Annotated in this window: 19 protein-coding genes and 1 tRNA gene; 11 read left to right on the plus strand and 9 right to left on the minus strand. The window is 62.3% G+C overall.

All coding sequences use genetic code 11. The features are described from left to right. The first annotated feature begins 32 nt into the window (after nucleotides 1-32). From E4662_RS08275 to ureG, 9 genes are all read left to right on the plus strand, one after another. A complete protein-coding gene (locus tag E4662_RS08275; protein ID WP_206080277.1) occupies nucleotides 33-203 on the plus strand; it encodes an LPXTG cell wall anchor domain-containing protein in 171 nt (56 codons plus the stop codon). Beyond that, nucleotides 200-505, plus strand: coding sequence for an urease subunit beta (locus tag E4662_RS08280; RefSeq protein ID WP_136441082.1), 306 nt, complete (start codon nucleotides 200-202; stop codon nucleotides 503-505). Before E4662_RS08275 ends, E4662_RS08280 begins: the two co-directional genes overlap by 4 nt. Further along, nucleotides 502-810, plus strand: coding sequence for a hypothetical protein (locus E4662_RS08285; RefSeq protein WP_136441083.1), 309 nt, complete (start codon nucleotides 502-504; stop codon nucleotides 808-810). Before E4662_RS08280 ends, E4662_RS08285 begins: the two co-directional genes overlap by 4 nt. 40 nt (nucleotides 811-850) lie before the next feature. Then, nucleotides 851-1,123, plus strand: a complete 273-nt coding sequence (locus E4662_RS08290; protein ID WP_136441084.1) for a hypothetical protein — start codon at nucleotides 851-853, stop codon at nucleotides 1,121-1,123. 24 nt (nucleotides 1,124-1,147) lie between these two features. Then, nucleotides 1,148-2,908: an urease subunit alpha gene (gene ureC / locus E4662_RS08295; RefSeq protein ID WP_136441085.1), complete on the plus strand. Its 1,761-nt coding sequence runs from the start codon at nucleotides 1,148-1,150 to the stop codon at nucleotides 2,906-2,908. An 83-nt stretch (nucleotides 2,909-2,991) separates the two neighbouring features. Further along, a complete protein-coding gene (locus E4662_RS08300; RefSeq protein WP_136441086.1) occupies nucleotides 2,992-3,576 on the plus strand; it encodes a hypothetical protein in 585 nt (194 codons plus the stop codon). A gap of 33 nt (nucleotides 3,577-3,609) precedes the next feature. Next, complete coding sequence (locus E4662_RS08305; protein WP_136441087.1) at nucleotides 3,610-4,095, plus strand: urease accessory protein UreE; 486 nt, start codon at nucleotides 3,610-3,612, stop codon at nucleotides 4,093-4,095. Next, nucleotides 4,040-4,720: an urease accessory protein UreF gene (locus E4662_RS08310; RefSeq protein ID WP_420819261.1), complete on the plus strand. Its 681-nt coding sequence runs from the start codon at nucleotides 4,040-4,042 to the stop codon at nucleotides 4,718-4,720. Before E4662_RS08305 ends, E4662_RS08310 begins: the two co-directional genes overlap by 56 nt. A 13-nt stretch (nucleotides 4,721-4,733) precedes the next feature. Continuing rightward, entirely contained in the window at nucleotides 4,734-5,369 is a 636-nt protein-coding gene (gene ureG / locus E4662_RS08315) for an urease accessory protein UreG (protein WP_136441088.1), read from the plus strand. A 20-nt stretch (nucleotides 5,370-5,389) separates the two neighbouring features. Here ureG and E4662_RS08320 read toward each other — a convergent pair whose 3' ends face one another. After that, nucleotides 5,390-8,029: a hybrid sensor histidine kinase/response regulator gene (locus E4662_RS08320; RefSeq protein ID WP_136441089.1), complete on the minus strand. Its 2,640-nt coding sequence runs from the start codon at nucleotides 8,027-8,029 to the stop codon at nucleotides 5,390-5,392. A gap of 281 nt (nucleotides 8,030-8,310) precedes the next feature. Between E4662_RS08320 and E4662_RS08325 the strand changes: the two genes are divergently transcribed. Next, entirely contained in the window at nucleotides 8,311-8,910 is a 600-nt protein-coding gene (locus E4662_RS08325; RefSeq protein ID WP_136441090.1) for a response regulator transcription factor, read from the plus strand. Between the two features lie 156 nt (nucleotides 8,911-9,066). Here the strand turns inward: E4662_RS08325 and E4662_RS08330 are convergent. Then, nucleotides 9,067-9,143 (minus strand) — tRNA-Met (locus tag E4662_RS08330). Nucleotides 9,144-9,306: 163 nt separating this feature from the next. On the opposite strand from E4662_RS08330, the gene E4662_RS08335 reads away from it, so the two are divergent. Then, complete coding sequence (locus E4662_RS08335) at nucleotides 9,307-10,155, plus strand: DMT family transporter (protein WP_136441091.1); 849 nt, start codon at nucleotides 9,307-9,309, stop codon at nucleotides 10,153-10,155. A 63-nt stretch (nucleotides 10,156-10,218) separates the two neighbouring features. Here E4662_RS08335 and E4662_RS08340 read toward each other — a convergent pair whose 3' ends face one another. The 7 genes from E4662_RS08340 to E4662_RS08370 all read right to left on the minus strand — a co-directional run bounded on the left by E4662_RS08340 (nucleotide 10,219) and on the right by E4662_RS08370 (nucleotide 17,167). Continuing rightward, entirely contained in the window at nucleotides 10,219-11,532 is a 1,314-nt protein-coding gene (locus E4662_RS08340; RefSeq protein ID WP_136441092.1) for an ATPase, read from the minus strand. A 106-nt stretch (nucleotides 11,533-11,638) separates the two neighbouring features. Next, on the minus strand, nucleotides 11,639-12,052 hold the full coding sequence (locus E4662_RS08345; RefSeq protein WP_136441093.1) for a VOC family protein: 414 nt from the start codon (nucleotides 12,050-12,052) through the stop codon (nucleotides 11,639-11,641). Nucleotides 12,053-12,073: 21 nt separating this feature from the next. Further along, on the minus strand, nucleotides 12,074-13,396 hold the full coding sequence (locus E4662_RS08350) for a M16 family metallopeptidase (protein ID WP_136441094.1): 1,323 nt from the start codon (nucleotides 13,394-13,396) through the stop codon (nucleotides 12,074-12,076). Continuing rightward, nucleotides 13,393-14,751, minus strand: coding sequence for a M16 family metallopeptidase (locus E4662_RS08355; RefSeq protein WP_136441095.1), 1,359 nt, complete (start codon nucleotides 14,749-14,751; stop codon nucleotides 13,393-13,395). Before E4662_RS08355 ends, E4662_RS08350 begins: the two co-directional genes overlap by 4 nt. 122 nt (nucleotides 14,752-14,873) lie before the next feature. Further along, complete coding sequence (locus E4662_RS08360; RefSeq protein WP_136441096.1) at nucleotides 14,874-15,395, minus strand: DUF3035 domain-containing protein; 522 nt, start codon at nucleotides 15,393-15,395, stop codon at nucleotides 14,874-14,876. Nucleotides 15,396-15,447: 52 nt separating this feature from the next. Further along, a complete protein-coding gene (lspA, locus tag E4662_RS08365) occupies nucleotides 15,448-15,918 on the minus strand; it encodes a signal peptidase II (protein WP_136441644.1) in 471 nt (156 codons plus the stop codon). A 94-nt stretch (nucleotides 15,919-16,012) separates the two neighbouring features. After that, the gene (locus tag E4662_RS08370) at nucleotides 16,013-17,167 is read right to left on the minus strand and encodes a serine hydrolase (protein ID WP_168797936.1); all 1,155 of its coding nucleotides are present in this window, start codon (nucleotides 17,165-17,167) and stop codon (nucleotides 16,013-16,015) included. Nucleotides 17,168-17,222: the final 55 nt, after the last annotated feature.

Below are 17,222 nucleotides of genomic sequence, written 5' to 3' on the forward strand. Positions count from 1 at the left end.
GAGAAGAAACAGGAAAGGAACGCGAGATGTTGATGCGTGGCATTTTGGTAGCGATGGCTCTGACCGCAGGGCCGGCTCTGGCTCATCCCGGCGTGCATGTGCACCCGCATGATGGCGCAAGCTGGATGACCGTGGCAGGCGCGCTTGCGGTGCTGGCGCTGGCCGGTGGTCTGGCGGTGCGCCGCTCGAGGGACGGCAAGTGATCCCGGGCGAGCTTTTTCCGGCGGAGGGCACCCTGACGCTGAACGCGGATCGTGAGGCGATCACCCTGATGGTGGCCAATACCGGGGATCGACCCGTGCAGGTTGGCAGCCATTACCACTTTGCCGAATCCAACGCGGCACTGGATTTTGACCGCGACGCCGCGCAGGGCATGCGTCTGGACATTGCGGCGGGCACTGCTGTTCGGTTTGAGCCGGGGCAGGCCCGGGAGGTTCAGTTGATCCCCGTGGCTGGCGGACGATTGATCTACGGCTTCAACCAAAAAGTGATGGGGGCGCTGTGACCATGTGGGCTTTGCCGTTTTACCAGACGTGGCTGCGCGCCGCCGGAGAGAGTGCCGCTTTGACGCTCGATTCCCAGAGTGTGGCAACCCTGCGGGTGCTGGGATTGGCCGGGCTTCGGCCCTCCGACGCGGAAGAAGCGCTGTGCATGGTTCTTGAGAAACCGGCAGCCTTTCTGGCGGCGGGGTGGGCCTGGCAGCGGGCTTTCCTGTCGGGCCAGGATTTGCCTTCGCAGACGCTGGCCGCAGCGCAGCCTTTGGCGCGCAAGGCGGCCGCCAACAATCGCAGGCTCAAACACCGCCTTTGAAACGACGCTTTGGAGCAAAGCTCAAGACAGGAGAAATCTTTTGTTTGCATTTACGCCCTTGACCTTCACAGCCAAGATGATCCGGGCAACCGGCGATCTGTGGTCGCGCAACCTGCGGTTTTCGCAGGCGGTATATGACGCGACAGTCCGGCAGCAACTGGCCCTTGCCGGGTGGGAGCGCGGCCCTGTGAAGACCGTGCCCAAGGCAGCCGCCGCGCCGAAACCCAAGAGCCGCGCGCGCCGCAAACCCAGCCAGCCCAAGCGCTTGCCCGAAAGCAAGTCCGGGCTGGACACCAACGACATGCCGGTCTGACGACCACCCGACAGGAGCTTTCCCATGCCCGCCACAATTTCGCGCGCCGACTACGCCGCCATGTTCGGCCCCACAACCGGTGACAAGCTGCGTCTTGCCGACACCGATCTGATCATCGAGGTCGAGCGCGACCTGACCGCCGAGGCCGTGGGTGCGGCGCAGTCCGGCGGGACCGGCGGCAATGCGGCGATCTATGGCGAGGAGGTCAAGTTCGGCGGCGGCAAGGTGATCCGCGACGGCATGGGACAGGCCCAGACCACGCGGGCCGAGGGCGCTGTGGATACGGTCATCACCAATGCGCTGATCGTCGACTGGACCGGGGTCTACAAGGCGGATGTGGGGCTCAAGGGCGGGCGCATTCACAAGATCGGTAAAGCAGGCAACCCGGACACGCAGCCGGGCGTTGATATCATCGTCGGGCCGGGCACGGAGGCGATTGCCGGGGAAGGGCGCATCCTGACTGCGGGCGGTTTCGACAGTCACATCCACTACATTTGCCCGCAGCAGATCGAGGATGCTCTGCACTCTGGCCTGACCACCATGCTGGGCGGCGGCACCGGCCCGGCGCATGGCACGCTGGCGACAACCTGCACGCCGGGGCCATGGCACATTGGACGAATGCTGCAATCGGCGGACGCCTTCCCGATGAACCTCGCCTTTGCGGGCAAGGGCAACGCCTCTCTGCCCGCCGCGCTGGAAGAGCAGGTGAAGGGCGGGGCCTGCGCGCTGAAACTGCACGAGGACTGGGGCACCACGCCCGGCGCGATTGATTGCTGCCTGTCGGTGGCGGACGATCTCGACGTTCAGGTCATGATTCACACCGATACGCTGAACGAATCCGGCTTTGTAGAGAACACGGTGAAGGCCATGAAGGGCCGTACCATCCACGCCTTCCACACCGAAGGCGCAGGCGGAGGGCACGCGCCGGACATCATCAAGATCTGCGGCGAAGAGTTTGTCCTGCCGTCCTCGACCAACCCGACGCGGCCCTACACGGTGAACACGCTCGAAGAGCATCTCGACATGCTCATGGTCTGTCACCACCTCGACAAGTCGATCCCAGAAGACGTGGCCTTTGCCGAAAGCCGCATCCGCCGCGAGACCATCGCCGCCGAAGACATCCTGCATGACATGGGCGCGTTCAGCATCATCGCCTCGGACAGTCAGGCCATGGGCCGTGTCGGTGAGGTGATCATCCGCACCTGGCAGACCGCCGACAAAATGAAGAAACAGCGTGGCAAGCTGGCCGAAGAGACCGGCGACAACGACAACATGCGGGTGCGCCGCTACATCGCGAAATACACCATCAACCCGGCGATTGCCCATGGCATCAGCCATGAGATTGGCTCGATCGAAGAGGGCAAGCGCGCTGATCTGGTGCTCTGGTCTCCGGCGATGTTCGGAGTGAAGCCGGAAATGGTTTTGATGGCGGGCACCATCGTCTGTGCGCAGATGGGTGATCCCAATGCGTCTATTCCAACGCCTCAGCCGGTCTATTCGCGGGCGATGTTCGGGGCTTATGGGCGTTCGGTTGAGAACTCGGCGGTGACTTTCGTGTCCGAAGCGGCGCAGGCGGAAGGGATCGGCGCAAGCCTTGGGCTCGCCAAACAGACTGTGGCGGTGACGAACACGCGCGGTATTGGCAAGAAGGACCTCAAGCTCAACGACGCAACCCCGCATATCGAGGTGAACCCGGAAACCTATGAGGTGCGCGCGAACGGTGAACTTCTGACCTGCGAGCCCGCCGAGGTGCTGCCCATGGCGCAGCGGTATTTCTTGTTCTGAGCGGCGGAGAGGGGCCAAGTTCCGTCGACGGAACTTGCAAAAGTCTTGTAAGACTTTTGAGCCAGCCCTTTAAGGAGACCGTAATGCGCCTGACCTTCCTGATTGCCGCCCTCTGGGCCCCTGCCGCTTTTGCCGCTTGCCCGGTGGCCGAAGATCTGAAAACCGGCATTCGCCTGACCGACAAGGACGGGCATTATGAGATCTTGAAGAGCTATACGCCCGGCACGGTGACCTCGCATTACTATGAGAACGGCGCGCTCGACAGCCGCGTTCTGCTCGCGCGCGGGCTGTATCTGGTTGAGTACATTGAGGCCGAAGGCGGCGCGTTGAGCGCCAGTGGGCGCGACACCTACAGTTATGAGTTCACACCGGAAAAGATGCCGATCCCGGAGGCGGGGAAGGTGCTGGAATTGCCGGTGGTTCTCAATGAGGGTGGCGATATCAGCTCCGGTCTCGACGTGTTCGAGGCGGATCCCGAGATTACCGTGACGCTTGGTGCATGCGCTTATCGGGTGCTGCCGGTGCGGCAGTATTTCGACAAGGAAGATCGCCAGACCTACGAGCTGCTCCACTATCTGCCCGAGCTTGGTGTGAGCTATCTGAAGACCTCGTTCTACTCGGATGGATCGGACACTTATGACTACGTGGCGATTGAGGCCACAAACTGAGGGCGCAAGGGCGCGCCGCGTGAAGGAGCCAGGATGCAAACAACGCATGACTATCACCCGCATGGTCACAAGGTGCCAGGGGATCGGCTGATCCTGACCTATGAGGACCGGTTTTTGCGCCGCAAGGTACTGGTGCTGGCCTCAGGCGGCACGGTTCTGGTGGACCTCGCGCAGACGACTTCGCTCGATCATGGCGGGGTGCTGATCACCACCGAAGGGCAGGAAATTGCCGTTGAGGCCGCGCCGGAGCCGCTGCTCAGCGTGAGCGGGGAGGACATGACCCGGTTGGCATGGCACATTGGCAACCGTCACACGCCGTGTCAGATCGAGCCGAACCGGCTGTTGATCCAGCCTGATCATGTGATTGCGGATATGCTGGTGCGGCTGGGCGCGCGGATTGAAGAGGTCGAAGAGCCGTTCACGCCCGAAGGCGGTGCCTATGGCCACGGACGGACCCACGGACATGACCATTCCCACAGCCACGGCCCGGATGGCCATGCTCACAGCCATGACCACTGATCCGCATCTGATCCTGCATCAGCTTTTCTCGCCGGCCTTTCCGGTGGGGGCCTTTGCGTGGTCGCATGGGCTTGAGACCGCCATTCAGGACGGGCATGTGAGCGGCGGCGAGAGCGCCGAAGACTGGTTACGGACGGCGCTTGAGTTTGGGGCAGGGTGGTCCGACGCGGTGCTCTGTGCGCAGGCCGCAACGGGCGGCGATCTGGATGAGCTGGAGGCGCTGGCCGCTGCGCTCAGTCCCTCGTCCGAACGCCGCGCCGAGACATTGGAACAGGGCGCGGCCTTTGCCCGGGCGGTTCACGGCGTTTGGGGCGCGGAGATCCCGGAGACGGCCTATCCGGTTGCGGTAGGCGCGACGTTCAAGGCGCTGGGCTTGCCGGTGCGGGATGGGCTGAGGCTCTACCTTCAGTCCTTTGCCGCCAACCTCACCTCGGCAGCTGTGCGGCTTGTGCCGCTTGGCCAGACCGAGGGACAACGCATCACGCTGGCGCTTATGCCGTTGTGCGCAGAACTGGCGGACAAGGCGATGGCTGCGGAGCTTGATGACATCGGCGGTTTTGCCCCGATGCTCGACATCCAGAGCCAGCGGCACGAAACACTCTATTCGCGGGTCTTCCGCTCATGACTTGGAGGATGGCATGGCATCTGTAAACGGACCTTTACGGGTCGGCATTGGCGGGCCTGTAGGGGCTGGCAAGACAAGCCTGACGGCAGCGCTCTGTGCGGCGCTGAAAGACCGCTGTTCCATGGCCGTCGTCACCAACGACATCTACACCCGCGAAGACGCCGAAGAGCTGATGCGGCGGCAGGTTCTGCCGCTGGATCGGATCAAGGGGGTCGAAACGGGGGGCTGCCCGCATACGGCCATTCGCGAAGATGCCTCGATCAACCTCGCGGCCATTGCGGAACTGAACAAGACCTTCGACGATCTCGATCTGATCCTGATCGAATCCGGTGGCGACAACCTGTCTGCCACCTTCAGCCCCGAACTGGCGGATGTGACGATCTACGTGATCGACACGGCGGCGGGCGAGGAGATCCCGCGCAAGGGCGGGCCGGCGATCACCAAGTCGGACATCCTCGTGATCAACAAGACCGACCTTGCGCCTTATGTCGGGGCTTCGCTGGAGGTCATGGAGCGGGATGCAAACCGGATGCGGGCCGGGCGGCCGTGGCTGTTTGCGCAGGTCAGAAACGGCAAGGGGATCGAGACGGTGGTTGATCTGCTGGTGCAGATCGGCGGTCTGGCTCTGAAAGAGCCGGTCGAAAGCTGACGCCACCCGCCCTTGCAACGCTATTCAGCGGCGCAGTCCGGATCATCCGAGCGTGACGTCTTGGCGTTCAGGGCGCGGGCCGTCTCATGCCAACAGGTGCGGGCCGTTGCCGTCAATCCGCGCCGTTCTTCGTCAGAGGCCTCGCGCACCTGCGCTTCGATCTGTTGCAAGTGGGACGCCAGGCACAACGCGCCGAACAGTCCGGCGGACCCGGCCAGACGATGGGCGCTCTGGGCGGTCTGATCCGGGTCTGCTGCGGTATCCGCCGTCTCCAGAAACGCTTCGATCTCCTGCCGGAAAACCTGCAACCGGGCGTTCTTCTCCTCCGGGCTGAGATGCAAGGCCAACTCGTCTAGATGCTCGCCATCAAGCAGCGGCGCATCCAGTCTTCCGGGAACCACGTGCAAAGTGCCGCATGTCTGCTGGCTTTCCGCAAAGGCCCGGCGCAGGGCCTGACGGGTCAGTGGCTTGAGCAGAACCGTCTGCATGCCCGCTTCGGCAAAGGCCCGCTGTTCCTCGGGCAGGGCATGGGCCGTGGTGGCGATGATCGGCGTTTCGGCGTTGAGCGGGCAGGTTTCCCGAATGGTCCTTGTCGCGGTCACCCCATCCATGCCGGGCATGGAAATGTCCATGAAGATGATGTCAAAGCGCGTCTTTCGCGCGCGCTCGACCCCTTCGCGGCCGTCGAAGGCCTCTGTAACGCTGTGGCCATCGCTTTCCAGCATCCTGCGCAGGATCAGCCGGTTCACGGCGTTGTCCTCTACAATCAACGCGGACATTGCGGCGCTTGCAGCCACCTTTGTCTGACGCTCGCCCGTTTCGGTCTCACCGGTTCGATCGAGATCCGGCGGCGGGTCCAAAGGCAGCCGCAGCCAGAACACCGTGCCATCGCCCGGCTCACTTTCCGCGCCAAGTTCCCCGCCAAGCGCGCGGGCCAGGCGCTTGGCGATGCCGAGGCCAAGGCCGGTGCCCTTGGTTGTACGCTGGTACGAGGAATCGAGCATGATGAAGTCGCCGAATATCCGTTCCAGATCCGCTTCGGCGATTCCGATTCCGCTGTCGGTCACTCGGATTTCGACCTCGTCCAGTCCGGAGGTGCAATCGATCTCAATGGAGATTTGCCCGTTCTTGGTAAACTTGATCGCGTTGCTCAGAAGGTTCAGCAGGATTTGTCGCAACCGGTCCGGATCGGACCAGACCTCGTGCAACGCCGGGCTGGGGGGGACCAGCGTGAGCCGGTTTCCGTTGGCCGCCGCAGCGCCCAACTGGCTGTCCACGATCTCCCGGAAAAGGGCGACGAGATCAAAAATCCGCTTGTCGATCTGAACCTTGTTCGCATCGAGCCGCGACAGGTCCAGAACGTCGTTCACCTGGTCCAGCAGGTTTTTCGAAGAGTTCCGGATAATCTCGAGGAAGCGCACCTGATCGGCGCTGAAATCCTTGGTGCCCATAAGCTCGAGCGTGCCAAGAATGCCGTTGAGCGGCGTGCGCATCTCGTGGCTCATGACAGCCAGCAGGCGTTCCTTGGACCGCTCTCCGGCAATCGCCTTGTCACGGGCTTCCAACAGCTCGTTCTCCGCTTCGACCCGTTTGGAAATATCCCGCAGGAAAGCAATGAACAGATCGCCCTCCGGGGTTGGGGCGCTGGCAATGGAGGTCTCCACCGGGAAGCGTTCACCGTTTTTGCGGATCGCCTCGATCCCGGTCACGAAACGGGGCTGACGTTGTTCCGGCGGCTCGGCCAGGTAGCGCAGACGCGCGAGTGTTTGGGCCTCGCGGCGTTCTGGCGGAACGATCAGATCGCCGACCGGCGCGCCGATGGCCTCTTGGCGGGAGTATCCGAAAACATGTTCAGCCGCGCCGTTGAATTCGACGATCCGCCCTTCTGTGTCGGTCACCACAACCGCGTCCAGCGCAGTGCCGATGATCGTCTCCAACCGGCGGCGCATCGCGGTATTGCGGCGGGCCTGGGCGTCCCGGGTGCGGTTGAAGTGAAACAGAACGGCCAGCATCACCAGCAGAACCGCCACAAGGATCGCCATGAGCCAGGCAATCCGGGTCAGCGTCGAGGCAATGCTTGTGCGCTGGCTGGAGCTTTCCGTGGCGTTGCGCGTGATGCCGTCCAGAGACAGGATCCGCGTCTGGGCGCGCATGACCGCTGCGGCCTCGGCAAATGCGGGGATTTGCGCGCGGAGCGCGTCGTCCGGCCCGTCGACCGCCGGAACCCAGGTTTCGAAGAAAGCGTCGATGCGTTGCAGGGCCGCCTGACTGTCCGGCAGTGTGCGCAATGAATCGTAATTCGCATTTTCACGGATGATCGCGATCCGGCTGAAGAAAACGTCAAAGCGGATGCGCAGATCTTCAAGCGATCTGCCCGGGGCTGCGAGGTGCCGGACCGTTTCGGTTTCCAGCCGGGAGGCCTCCAGCTCTGCTTGTGTCAGGGCCCAGAGGACTGACCCGGACGCGGCATCTTCTAGCCGCTGAAGCTGCCGGGTGACATGGATGCTCAGCGCGCCGATCAAGGCGATAAAAAGCACCATAAGGAAGACAACAAGCGCCGGTTTCACGCTGGGGGCCAGCGTGGGCTCTTCGAGATCCGCCGGCGCCATGGCGACCGGGTCGTCCTTGGCCGGGCTTGGCTTGGCTTCGTCGCGGCGCATGGGCCTCCATGGGGTTCGGACACAAGGCCCGGAACCGGGCTGTAACCAGATGGGCTATCGCACGGAACCGTTGATCCGAGATTACCGTGATACCGGCTCAAAAGCCATGCGTCCACGAAAGCTGGCGGCGGCAAGGGCCTTCTATACCTTTCGTTCAGCTATTGCAGGCAGAATTGTGCTATTGTCTTGTATGACATAGTGCGACTCTCCCTTCGGGGATGGCGCTGACTGGGTTTAACGGGTAAAGCGCCCTTAATGAAACAAGGGCCGGTAAAGGTGGCATGAGAATTCTGGTTGCAGACGATCACGATCTGGTTCGCGACACGATCGCGGCCTACTTTGATGCGTCCGACATCGAAGAGGTTGTGACGGTCTCAACGCTGGATGCCGCAGTGCAGGCGGCGGAGAATACGGGCAGTTTTGATCTTGTTCTGCTCGACTATGCCATGCCGGGAATGAACGGGCTCGAAGGGCTGGCGGAAATGCGCCGCGCGAACAAGGATCGTCCGGTTGCAATCTTGTCGGGCACCGCGTCTCCCAGCGTCGCAGACGCCGCTCTGAAGGCCGGCGCACAGGGGTTTATTCCCAAGACACTGGCCGCACGGAGCCTTTTGACCGCCGCCCGTTTTATGGCCGCCGGGGAGGTCTATGCCCCGCTTGAGTTCATGCGTTCGCGCGAAGAGGGGGGCAGCGTGCTCACCCGGCGGGAGATGGACGTGCTGCGCGGGATCTGCGCAGGCAAGGCGAACAAGGAAATCGCCCGTGATCTGGAGCTGCAGGAGGTTACGGTCAAGCTGCACGTCAAAACGCTCAGCCGCAAGCTTGAGGCGCGCAACCGCACCCACGCGGCGATGATTGCGCGGGATCAGGGGCTGATCTGAGGGTCGCTGGCCAGTGAGTTCCAAACATTGATGACCTGACGGTCGTTCTTTCGGGGACGATCCCGGAGCACTATCGCGGTGCGCACATCCGCGCGCGAAACTTGCGCCACAGCGCGAAGCGTCCTGTACCCAGCATCTTTTGGAAGAGTTTAACAGTGGTGGCGTGGGGGAGACTTGAACTCCCGACCTATCGATTATGAGTCGATCGCTCTAACCAACTGAGCTACCGCGCCGTCCACTGTGAGGCCGCTGATTACTGAAGCGGCAGGCAGGGGTCAAGGGCAAAACGGGCGAAAATTTCGGTGGACTTGCACATTGTTTGCGAGCTCTCCATGCTGCGGTTCTCGCCGCGCGAAACAAACGCCCGAAGCGCCGGCCATATCCCGGGAGAAACGGATGTCATCGCTCGTCTTTCTGGCCGTCATTGCCGCCGCTGTTCTGCATGCAAGCTGGAACGCATTGGTCAAAGGCGGCGCGGACAAAACCACCAGCATGGTCGCCGTGGTGCTTGGCCAGATGGCCTTTCCCATCCCGCTTCTGCCTTTCGTGTCAGCCCCTGCGGCTGAGAGTTACCCCTATCTGGCCGTCGGCGTGGTGCTGCATCTGGGCTATCAGCTGTTCCTGCTGCAGTCCTACAAGATTGGCGATCTGACCCAAGTCTACCCGATTGCGCGCGGTTCTGCCCCGCTGATCGTGGCGATCGTTTCGGTCGGCTTTCTCGGGGTGGCGCTGAGCGGGACGGAGCTGTTGGCGATTCTCGTGATCGGGTGCGGCATTGTCAGCCTTGCGCTTGTGCGCAGGCGGGACGGCATGCGCAATGGGCGTGCGGCAGTGCTGGCGCTTGTGACGGGCGGCTTCATCGCGTCCTACTCCCTCGTTGACGGGCTGGGCGCGCGGGTGGCGGGGACGTCGCTGGGGTTCTACGCGTGGCTGGCGGTTCTGAACGGGGTGCTTATGATGCTGTTTCTGGCTGTTCGCGCGCCGCATGTGCTGCGCAACGTCGCGGGGCCGGGGCGTATGGCCTTTGCGCTGGGCGGCAGCGCGTCTTTCGTCGCTTATGCTCTGGTCACCTGGGCCTTTACCCAGGCCCCCATCGCGCTGGTCACGGCATTGCGCGAGACCAGCATCATCTTTGCCCTGCTGATCGGCGTGGTGTTCCTGCGCGAAAGGCTTGACCTAATGAAGGTGGTATCGACCTTCATCACTCTGATCGGCGCAGCGCTGTTGCGTTTTGGAAAAGGGTGAGGGCAGAGCCGCGAGCAGTTGGCTCCGCCCTCAAGGCGAATTGAGACCAATCCGCTTGTGCTGTTATTTGACGATGACCTCGTCCTTGACGAACATGTTGCCCCAGGCCCGATCCACAAGCTCCGGCGTCATCTTGTAGGGCAGGCCTTCAAAATCGCAGACCGACATCATCTGATCCACAAGGAAGACCGGCTGATAATTGGCATAGACGTTGTTGATCGTCGGGTATTTGTTCTTCAGCAGGTGCACGAGGCTGGCCTCGTCCAGTTGCATCTTCTTCTTGCGCGCGACGAGCGCAAAGATCTTCAGGAAGTCTTCCTGAGACGGTCCGCCGATCTTGATCTTGAAGAAGATCCGGCGCAGCGCCGCCTGGTCGAAGATCTCGTTGGGGTGGAAGTTGGTCGAGAAGATCACCAGCGTGTCGAAGGGCACTTCGAACTTTTCACCCGATTGCAGGGCAAGGATGTCCTTGTTCTCTTCCAGCGGAACAATCCAGCGGTTGACCAGCTTCTGCGGCGGCTCTGCCTGACGGCCAAGGTCGTCGACGATAAAGATGCCGCCGGTCGATTTCAGCTGCAGCGGGGCCTGGTAGGTGCGCGCCGTGGGGTTGTAGACAAGGTCCAGCATGTCGAGCGAAAGCTCACCCCCGGTGATCACCGTGGGCCGCGCACAGAGCACATAGCGTCGGTCGAACCGCGCAGTGCGGCGCAGCGCGCTGCTGTTGGCATTGTCGTCCTCGGCACTGGAATGCACGATCGGGTCGTAGACCGTGATCACCTGACCGGAGTACTCGATGGCACGCGGGACATAGATCTTGTCCCCCATGGCATCGCGGATGCCGTTGGAGATCGAGGACTTGCCGTTGCCCGGCGGGCCATACATCAGGATCGAGCGGCCAGAGCCAACGGCGGGGCCAAGGTTGGCAATCAGGTCATCGGGAAGGATCAGATGGCCCATGGCCCCGGTCAGCTGATCACGGGTGATCTGGATGTTGCGGATGGACTGGCGCTTGACCTGCTCGCGGTAGACATCGAGCGGCACCGGCATCGGGCCAAAGTATTCCGATTGCGCCAGCGCATCGAGCGCGCGGGCCTTGCCGCTGTCGGTCAGCTGATACGGCATTTCGCTGCTGACAACACCGCCTGCGCCCAGCGTACCCATGGCTTCCAGAAGGCCCTGGCTGCGCGCCATGTCGATCACTTCCTGGGTGATCGGCACCGGCAGGCAGATCGTCTTGGCCAGTTCGGTGACAACGTTCGTGTTCTTGCGAAAGAGGGTCTTCAGCACGATGTCGCGGATCATCACGTCCGACAGGCCGACCTCGGCGAAGGATTTCGGGGAGGGGGGCGCCATGACGGCGCTGGTTTGCATATTCATCGCGTGACAACTGCCCTGATTGCTCTGCAGTGAACAATCGCTGCGCAATGTGGCGGATTGTTGGCTGAGCGGGGGAAGGTTCTGGGCAGGTTTTGGTTCGGACGCTCTAGTCGTCGCGACCGGGCTCATTTGGATCAGCGGAGAAGAGCGCGATCTTGTTTCCCTGTGGATCGCGCAGGTAGCCGACGTAGAAATGCGGGCCATAGTCGGCGCGAAATCCCGGCGCGCCTTCGTCGTGGCCACCGGCAGCGAGGGCGGCGGCATGCAGTTTGCGCACCAAGGCCTGCCCGCGCACTTCAAAGGCAACCATGGCGCCGTTCCCCGCCGAGGCAGGCTGCCCGTCGAAGGTGGGTTTGACGTAATAGTCGGGCGGGGCAGGCTGACCGGGTGTCTGTGGCAGGCAATAGCTCAGCCCTTCCGGCCCTTCTTCGAGTGTATAGCCAAGCGCGGGCAGGAACGCCGCGTAGAAGCGCTTGGCTCCGGGAATGTCATCAGCCCCGACAGTGACGTAGGAAATCATGGCGGGTCCCCGTTGCGGCGGTCAGTTGGCGACGGTGCTTTCCAGACCTTCGGGCTGGCCGACGATCACGAAGTGCAACGCTTCAGGCTTGAGAATGCGCGCCGCGACGCGCTTCACGTCCTCCAGCGTCACCGCATCGACCTTTGCATTGCGCGTGTTTACATAGTCCAGCCCCAAATCGTCCAGCTGCATGCCAACCAGAATCCCGGCGATCCGCCCGTTGCCATCAAAGCGCAGCGGATAGCCGCCGGTCAGATAGGTCTTGGCGCTGTCGAGCTCTTCCTGCGTCACGCCATTGCTTGCCACATCCGTCCAGATGTCGCCGATCACCTGCACGGCTTCGGCGATGCGGGCGTTGGCCGAGGCAACCTGACCCATGTAGAGATCCGCGTGATCCTTGCTGGCAAGGAAGGAATAGATCCCGTAGGTCAACCCGCGCTTCTCGCGCACCTCGTTCATCAGGCGCGATTCGAACCCGCCAGCCCCGAGGATCTGGTTCATCACATAAGCCGCGAAGAAATCCGGATCGTGCCGGTCGATGCCGCCATGCCCGAAAAGGGCAACCGATTGCGGTGTCTCGAACGGGACAACCGTGACACCAGCGGTTGTCTCAACCGCGATGTCCTTGGGCTGAGCCGCGCCCGTGTCCGGCAGATCGGACAGGAGGCTGTCCATCAGGGCAGCCAACTCTTCTCCGGAGATATCCCCGGCGGCGGCAATGTATACGCGGTCCTTGGCCATGGTGGCCTTGTGCGCCGCCATCAGGTCATCGCGGGTGAGCGCGGCAACGCTCTCCTGCGTGCCATCCAGAGCAGAGCCATAGGGGTGATCGCCAAAGAGGTAATCGTCCCACGCGGCCCCGGCGATGGAATCGGGATCGGTCAGATCGGACCGAATGCCGGAGATGATCTGCGCCCGGACCCGCTCGATTGCATCCGCGTCAAAGCGCGGCTCGATGAGCGATTGACGCAGCAGGGCGGCGGCCTCATCGCGGTTTTCGGTCAACATGCGGGCCGAGATGATCAGCGTGTCGTCGCTCACGTCGTACTCAAAACTCGCGGCGAGCGATTCCGTCGCCGTGGTAAAGGCGCGCGCATCCATCTCGCCGGAGCCATCTTCGAGCAGCGCGGTCATCATGTTGATTGCGCCGCGCTTGCCCGGAGCATCCAGGGACGCGCCGCCCTTGAAGGCGATTTCAAGCGAGACAAAGGGGATCGAAGGCTCTTCGACCAGCCAGGCGGTGAAACCGCCGGGGCTTGTGACCTCCTGAATGTCGATCTCGGCGCGGGCGGCGGTGCTGGCTGCGCCAAGAACCAGTGTGCACAGGGCGAACAGGCGGATCATTGCGTCACCTCCTTGGTCTCAACGCTTTCGGCGCCCATCAGGTAGCCGGTGACGGAATTCTTGCTTTCGAAGATCTCGCGCGCGGCGGTCAGAATATGGTCCTCGGTGACCGCTTGCAGCACGTCGGGCCAGGCCTGCACGTCCTCAACCGTCAGGCCGGACGTCAACGCGCCACCGTATTTACGCGCAAGGCTTTGCACATTGTCCCGGCCATAGATCTGGCTGGCCTTGATCTGGAATTTGATGCGGGCGAGCGCCTCGGGATCAACACCCTCTTCGATGAACTCGGCCACGGCCTTGTCCATTGCCGCCTCTGCCTCTTCCAGCGTCACGCCCGGGGCGGGCACCACCACAAGGCCAAAGGACGTGTCGTCAAGCGATGTGCCACTGTAAAAGGCGCTGCTATACACGGCGATTTGCTGCTCAAACTGCAGTTTCTGGGAAAACACGGAAGTCTGACCGCCCCCCAATAGCTCCGACAACATGGTCAGCGCCGCAGCCTTTTCCTGTGCGCCGGGATCACGCTCCGGAGCAAGATAGCCGCGGATCACATAGGGCTGCGCCACGCGGGGATCGCGGAACGTCAGACGGCGTTCGGCCAGTTGCGGCGGCTCGGACGGGCGCATCCGGGGCTTGAGGTCCGCCTTGGCCGGGATCGGGCCATAATGCTTGTTCGCCAGCGCCAGAACGGCCTCCGGCTCCACATCCCCGGCCACGATCAGGATGGCGTTGTTCGGCGCGTAATGCGCTTCATAAAAGTCCAGAGCGTCCTGACGGTCCAGCTGTTCCATCTCATGCCGCCAGCCGATGATTGGCGTTCCGTAAGGATGGTTCAGATACAGCGCCGCCTGACGCTGTTCGCGGAACAGCGCGCCCGGATCATTCTCGACCCGGCTGTTGCGCTCTTCGAGGATCACATCGCGCTCGGTGGCAACGTCCTCGGGCAGCAGGCGCAGGTTGACCATGCGGTCGGCTTCCATCTGCATCATCAGGTCAAGCCGGTCGACCGCGACGCGCTGGAAATAACCGGTGTAGTCAAAGCTGGTAAAGGCATTGTCCGTGCCTCCGTTGGCGGCGACGGTCTTGGAAAACTCGCCCGGCGCGAGCGTATCCGTGCCCTTGAACATCAAATGTTCGAGAAAATGCGCGATACCCGAAACGCCGCGCGGTTCATCCGAAGAGCCGACCCGATACCACACCATGTGCACAGCGACAGGCGCGCGGTGATCCTCGATCACGACAACATCCATGCCGTTGTCCAGCCTGTAGGTGGTGACCTGATCCGGCAGATCGTCGGCCCTGAGCGGCAGGGCCGCGATCATGGATGCGAAGAAAAACAGCGCAAGACGCGTCATCGCGGTACTACTCCCTGTTATGGTTAAGGGAAACTTACGCGCGAAAAGGTTAACTTCAACCTTCCAAAAGCTCCGCAAAGGTCACGGAACTGCGAAAAGGCGTGTTTTTGACGTGAGCGGCGTTATTCCGGCGGAGCCGCGGGGGTGCGTGCTCCGGCGCGGCGGTAGATTTCCAGCCAGCGGTACGGGTCAAGCGCCTGGCGGCGATAGGCCCGATAGTATTCGTCGCGCGGAATGATGCTCCAGGTAAAGAGCGAACGGCGCTTGCGGAAGGCCAGATCCTCTTCGGCGAGCGACTCGCGAATGCCGGAATCGCGGCCAAAGCGGCTGGCGCGGCCAATGATTGCCGTGTCGGACGCGGGCACACCGGTTCCGGCATCAAGCCTCTCGGGCCGTCCGCCAAGCGCTGCAACCGCGTCTTTCAAAGGCTGCTGATCGGTGCGGTTTGCGCCTCCCGGCGTCGGGGCGGGCAGGTCCGCATAGTTTTCAGGCGCCTGAAGCGGTTTGGTCGGGGTGATGGCAAACTCTTCGGGTTTGCCGCTGTTGGTGCGCAGGTCGTGAAGCGTGATGTCACGGTCCTTGCCAAGCCCACAGGCAGACAATGCAACAAAAGCCAGCAATCCAACACAATGCGAAGCCCGCATCGCAACCCTCCACGTTCAATTGGCCTAGCCTTACCGCATCCGAAAGGCGAGGTCACGCACCCTTTTTAGCACCCGGAAAAAGCACAAGTCCAAGCGCACCCGCAAAAATTGCCACATCCGCCACGTTAAAGGCAAACGGGTTGTCGAAACCGCAACAGGACATGTTGAGAAAGTCCGCAACCGCGCCATAGAGCACCCGGTCAATCACGTTGCCCAAGGCCCCGCCAATCAGGAAACCCGCAGCAATCAGCCCCGGTGTTTTCGGCGGATCCCGGCGCATCCAGACCAGCACAAACAGAACGATTCCCAGTGCAACCGAGATGAGAATCCAGCGCGTGGCGGGGGCTTCTCCGGCCAGAAGGCCAAAGTTGATGCCATAGTTCCACGCCATGCGGAAATTCAGAAACGGTGGCCATACATCGATGCTCAGCCGCGTGGCGAGATCCAGCACGTGGACAACCCAGATCTTGCTGATCTGATCGATTACGAAAATGACGAAAGCGGTCCACCAGACCAGCTTCATTCCCGATGGTGCCTGTTGTGTTGCCACGGCTGTTGCCTTGCCTCGCCCGCGTTTGGGCGGGGTCTATATCAGATTGATGGGGTTTGGAACCGCGTCAGCGCAAAACTGCCAACACACCTTTGTAAGCGGCGGCGGCGGCGAGCATGTCGATGGGCTGTTTGCCGTTGAAGGTGACCGCAACGCAAACCTCCCGGCCCACGTCATCGAGCAGGGCGGTGGTGAAATTGGCAACGCCGGGCTCGGAGCCGCCCTTGTAGGCGACGCGCGCCCAATTGGCGGGATCAGCGATGCCGGGGTTGATCTGCATGACAGGCAAATCCGCGAGCGGCGTCATCAGCGCGCACAGACGGCTGAGCGGAATGTCCCATTCCAGCCCCGGCACATAGGGCGGTACGGTGCCGACCTGTGGCAGTGTCTGGGCGGCTGAGGCGGCAAGGGCAGGGCGGTCTTCGGGCGCGGCCAGAAGCCACTCCGCCTGTGCCTCTTCGTTCAGCTTCAGCGCAAAGAATTCGCGTGTTGTCAAAGCGTTGTCGATGCCAAGCGCGGCGGAAACCCGATCACGCCCAACCAGATCCATCAGCAGGTCGGTCGCCGTGTTGTCCGAGATCGAAATCATCAGCGCGGCAGCGGTGTGCAGCGTGACGGGCGCGCCGTCCGGCAAGGTCTGAAGCTGACCGGTGGGGAGCGATTTGTGCCGCGCCTCAAGCGTGATCACGTCATCCCAGTCCCGTTCACCGGCCTTGATGTCCTGCATCAGCACCGACATCACACCGATCTTGAACGCGGAGGCGACCGCCATGGGCATATCCGCGTTGTGCTCCTGCAGGACCTGCCCGTCGCGCATCACCAGCCATGAAACCTGATCGGACAGCCCGGCAAGCTGGCCAAGTGCGGTGTCCATGTCCTGCGGGATCGGCTCGGGGGCGGCGAACCAGAGCGAAATCACCCGGTCCTGATCATCAAGCTTGATCGTACCGGACGCCCGGTGGGTCAGGGTTTCGATGTAGAAACTGCCGTCCTGCACGTCCACGACCAAAGGCTCGCCAATCAGATCGCGCACCTGCCCGATCACGGACTGCACCTGTTCGATGGAAACGGAGGTCAGGAAAGCCGGGGCAAAATCATCGGCCACGATCTTGCCGTCGATCAGATCGCGCAGCACGGTGTCAGGAGACTGGGCCAGCACCGCAGAGACCGGCGCAAAGGCCAGGGCCGCCGCAAGGACTCCTGATTTCATCAGCCTGAACATGCCCGTTTTCCTTTTTGGTGACATCATGGCCACACCCGCCGATTTACGCAAGCGT

This window comes from Pacificoceanicola onchidii, from assembly GCF_004804335.1.
GTDB lineage: Bacteria > Pseudomonadota > Alphaproteobacteria > Rhodobacterales > Rhodobacteraceae > Pacificoceanicola > Pacificoceanicola onchidii.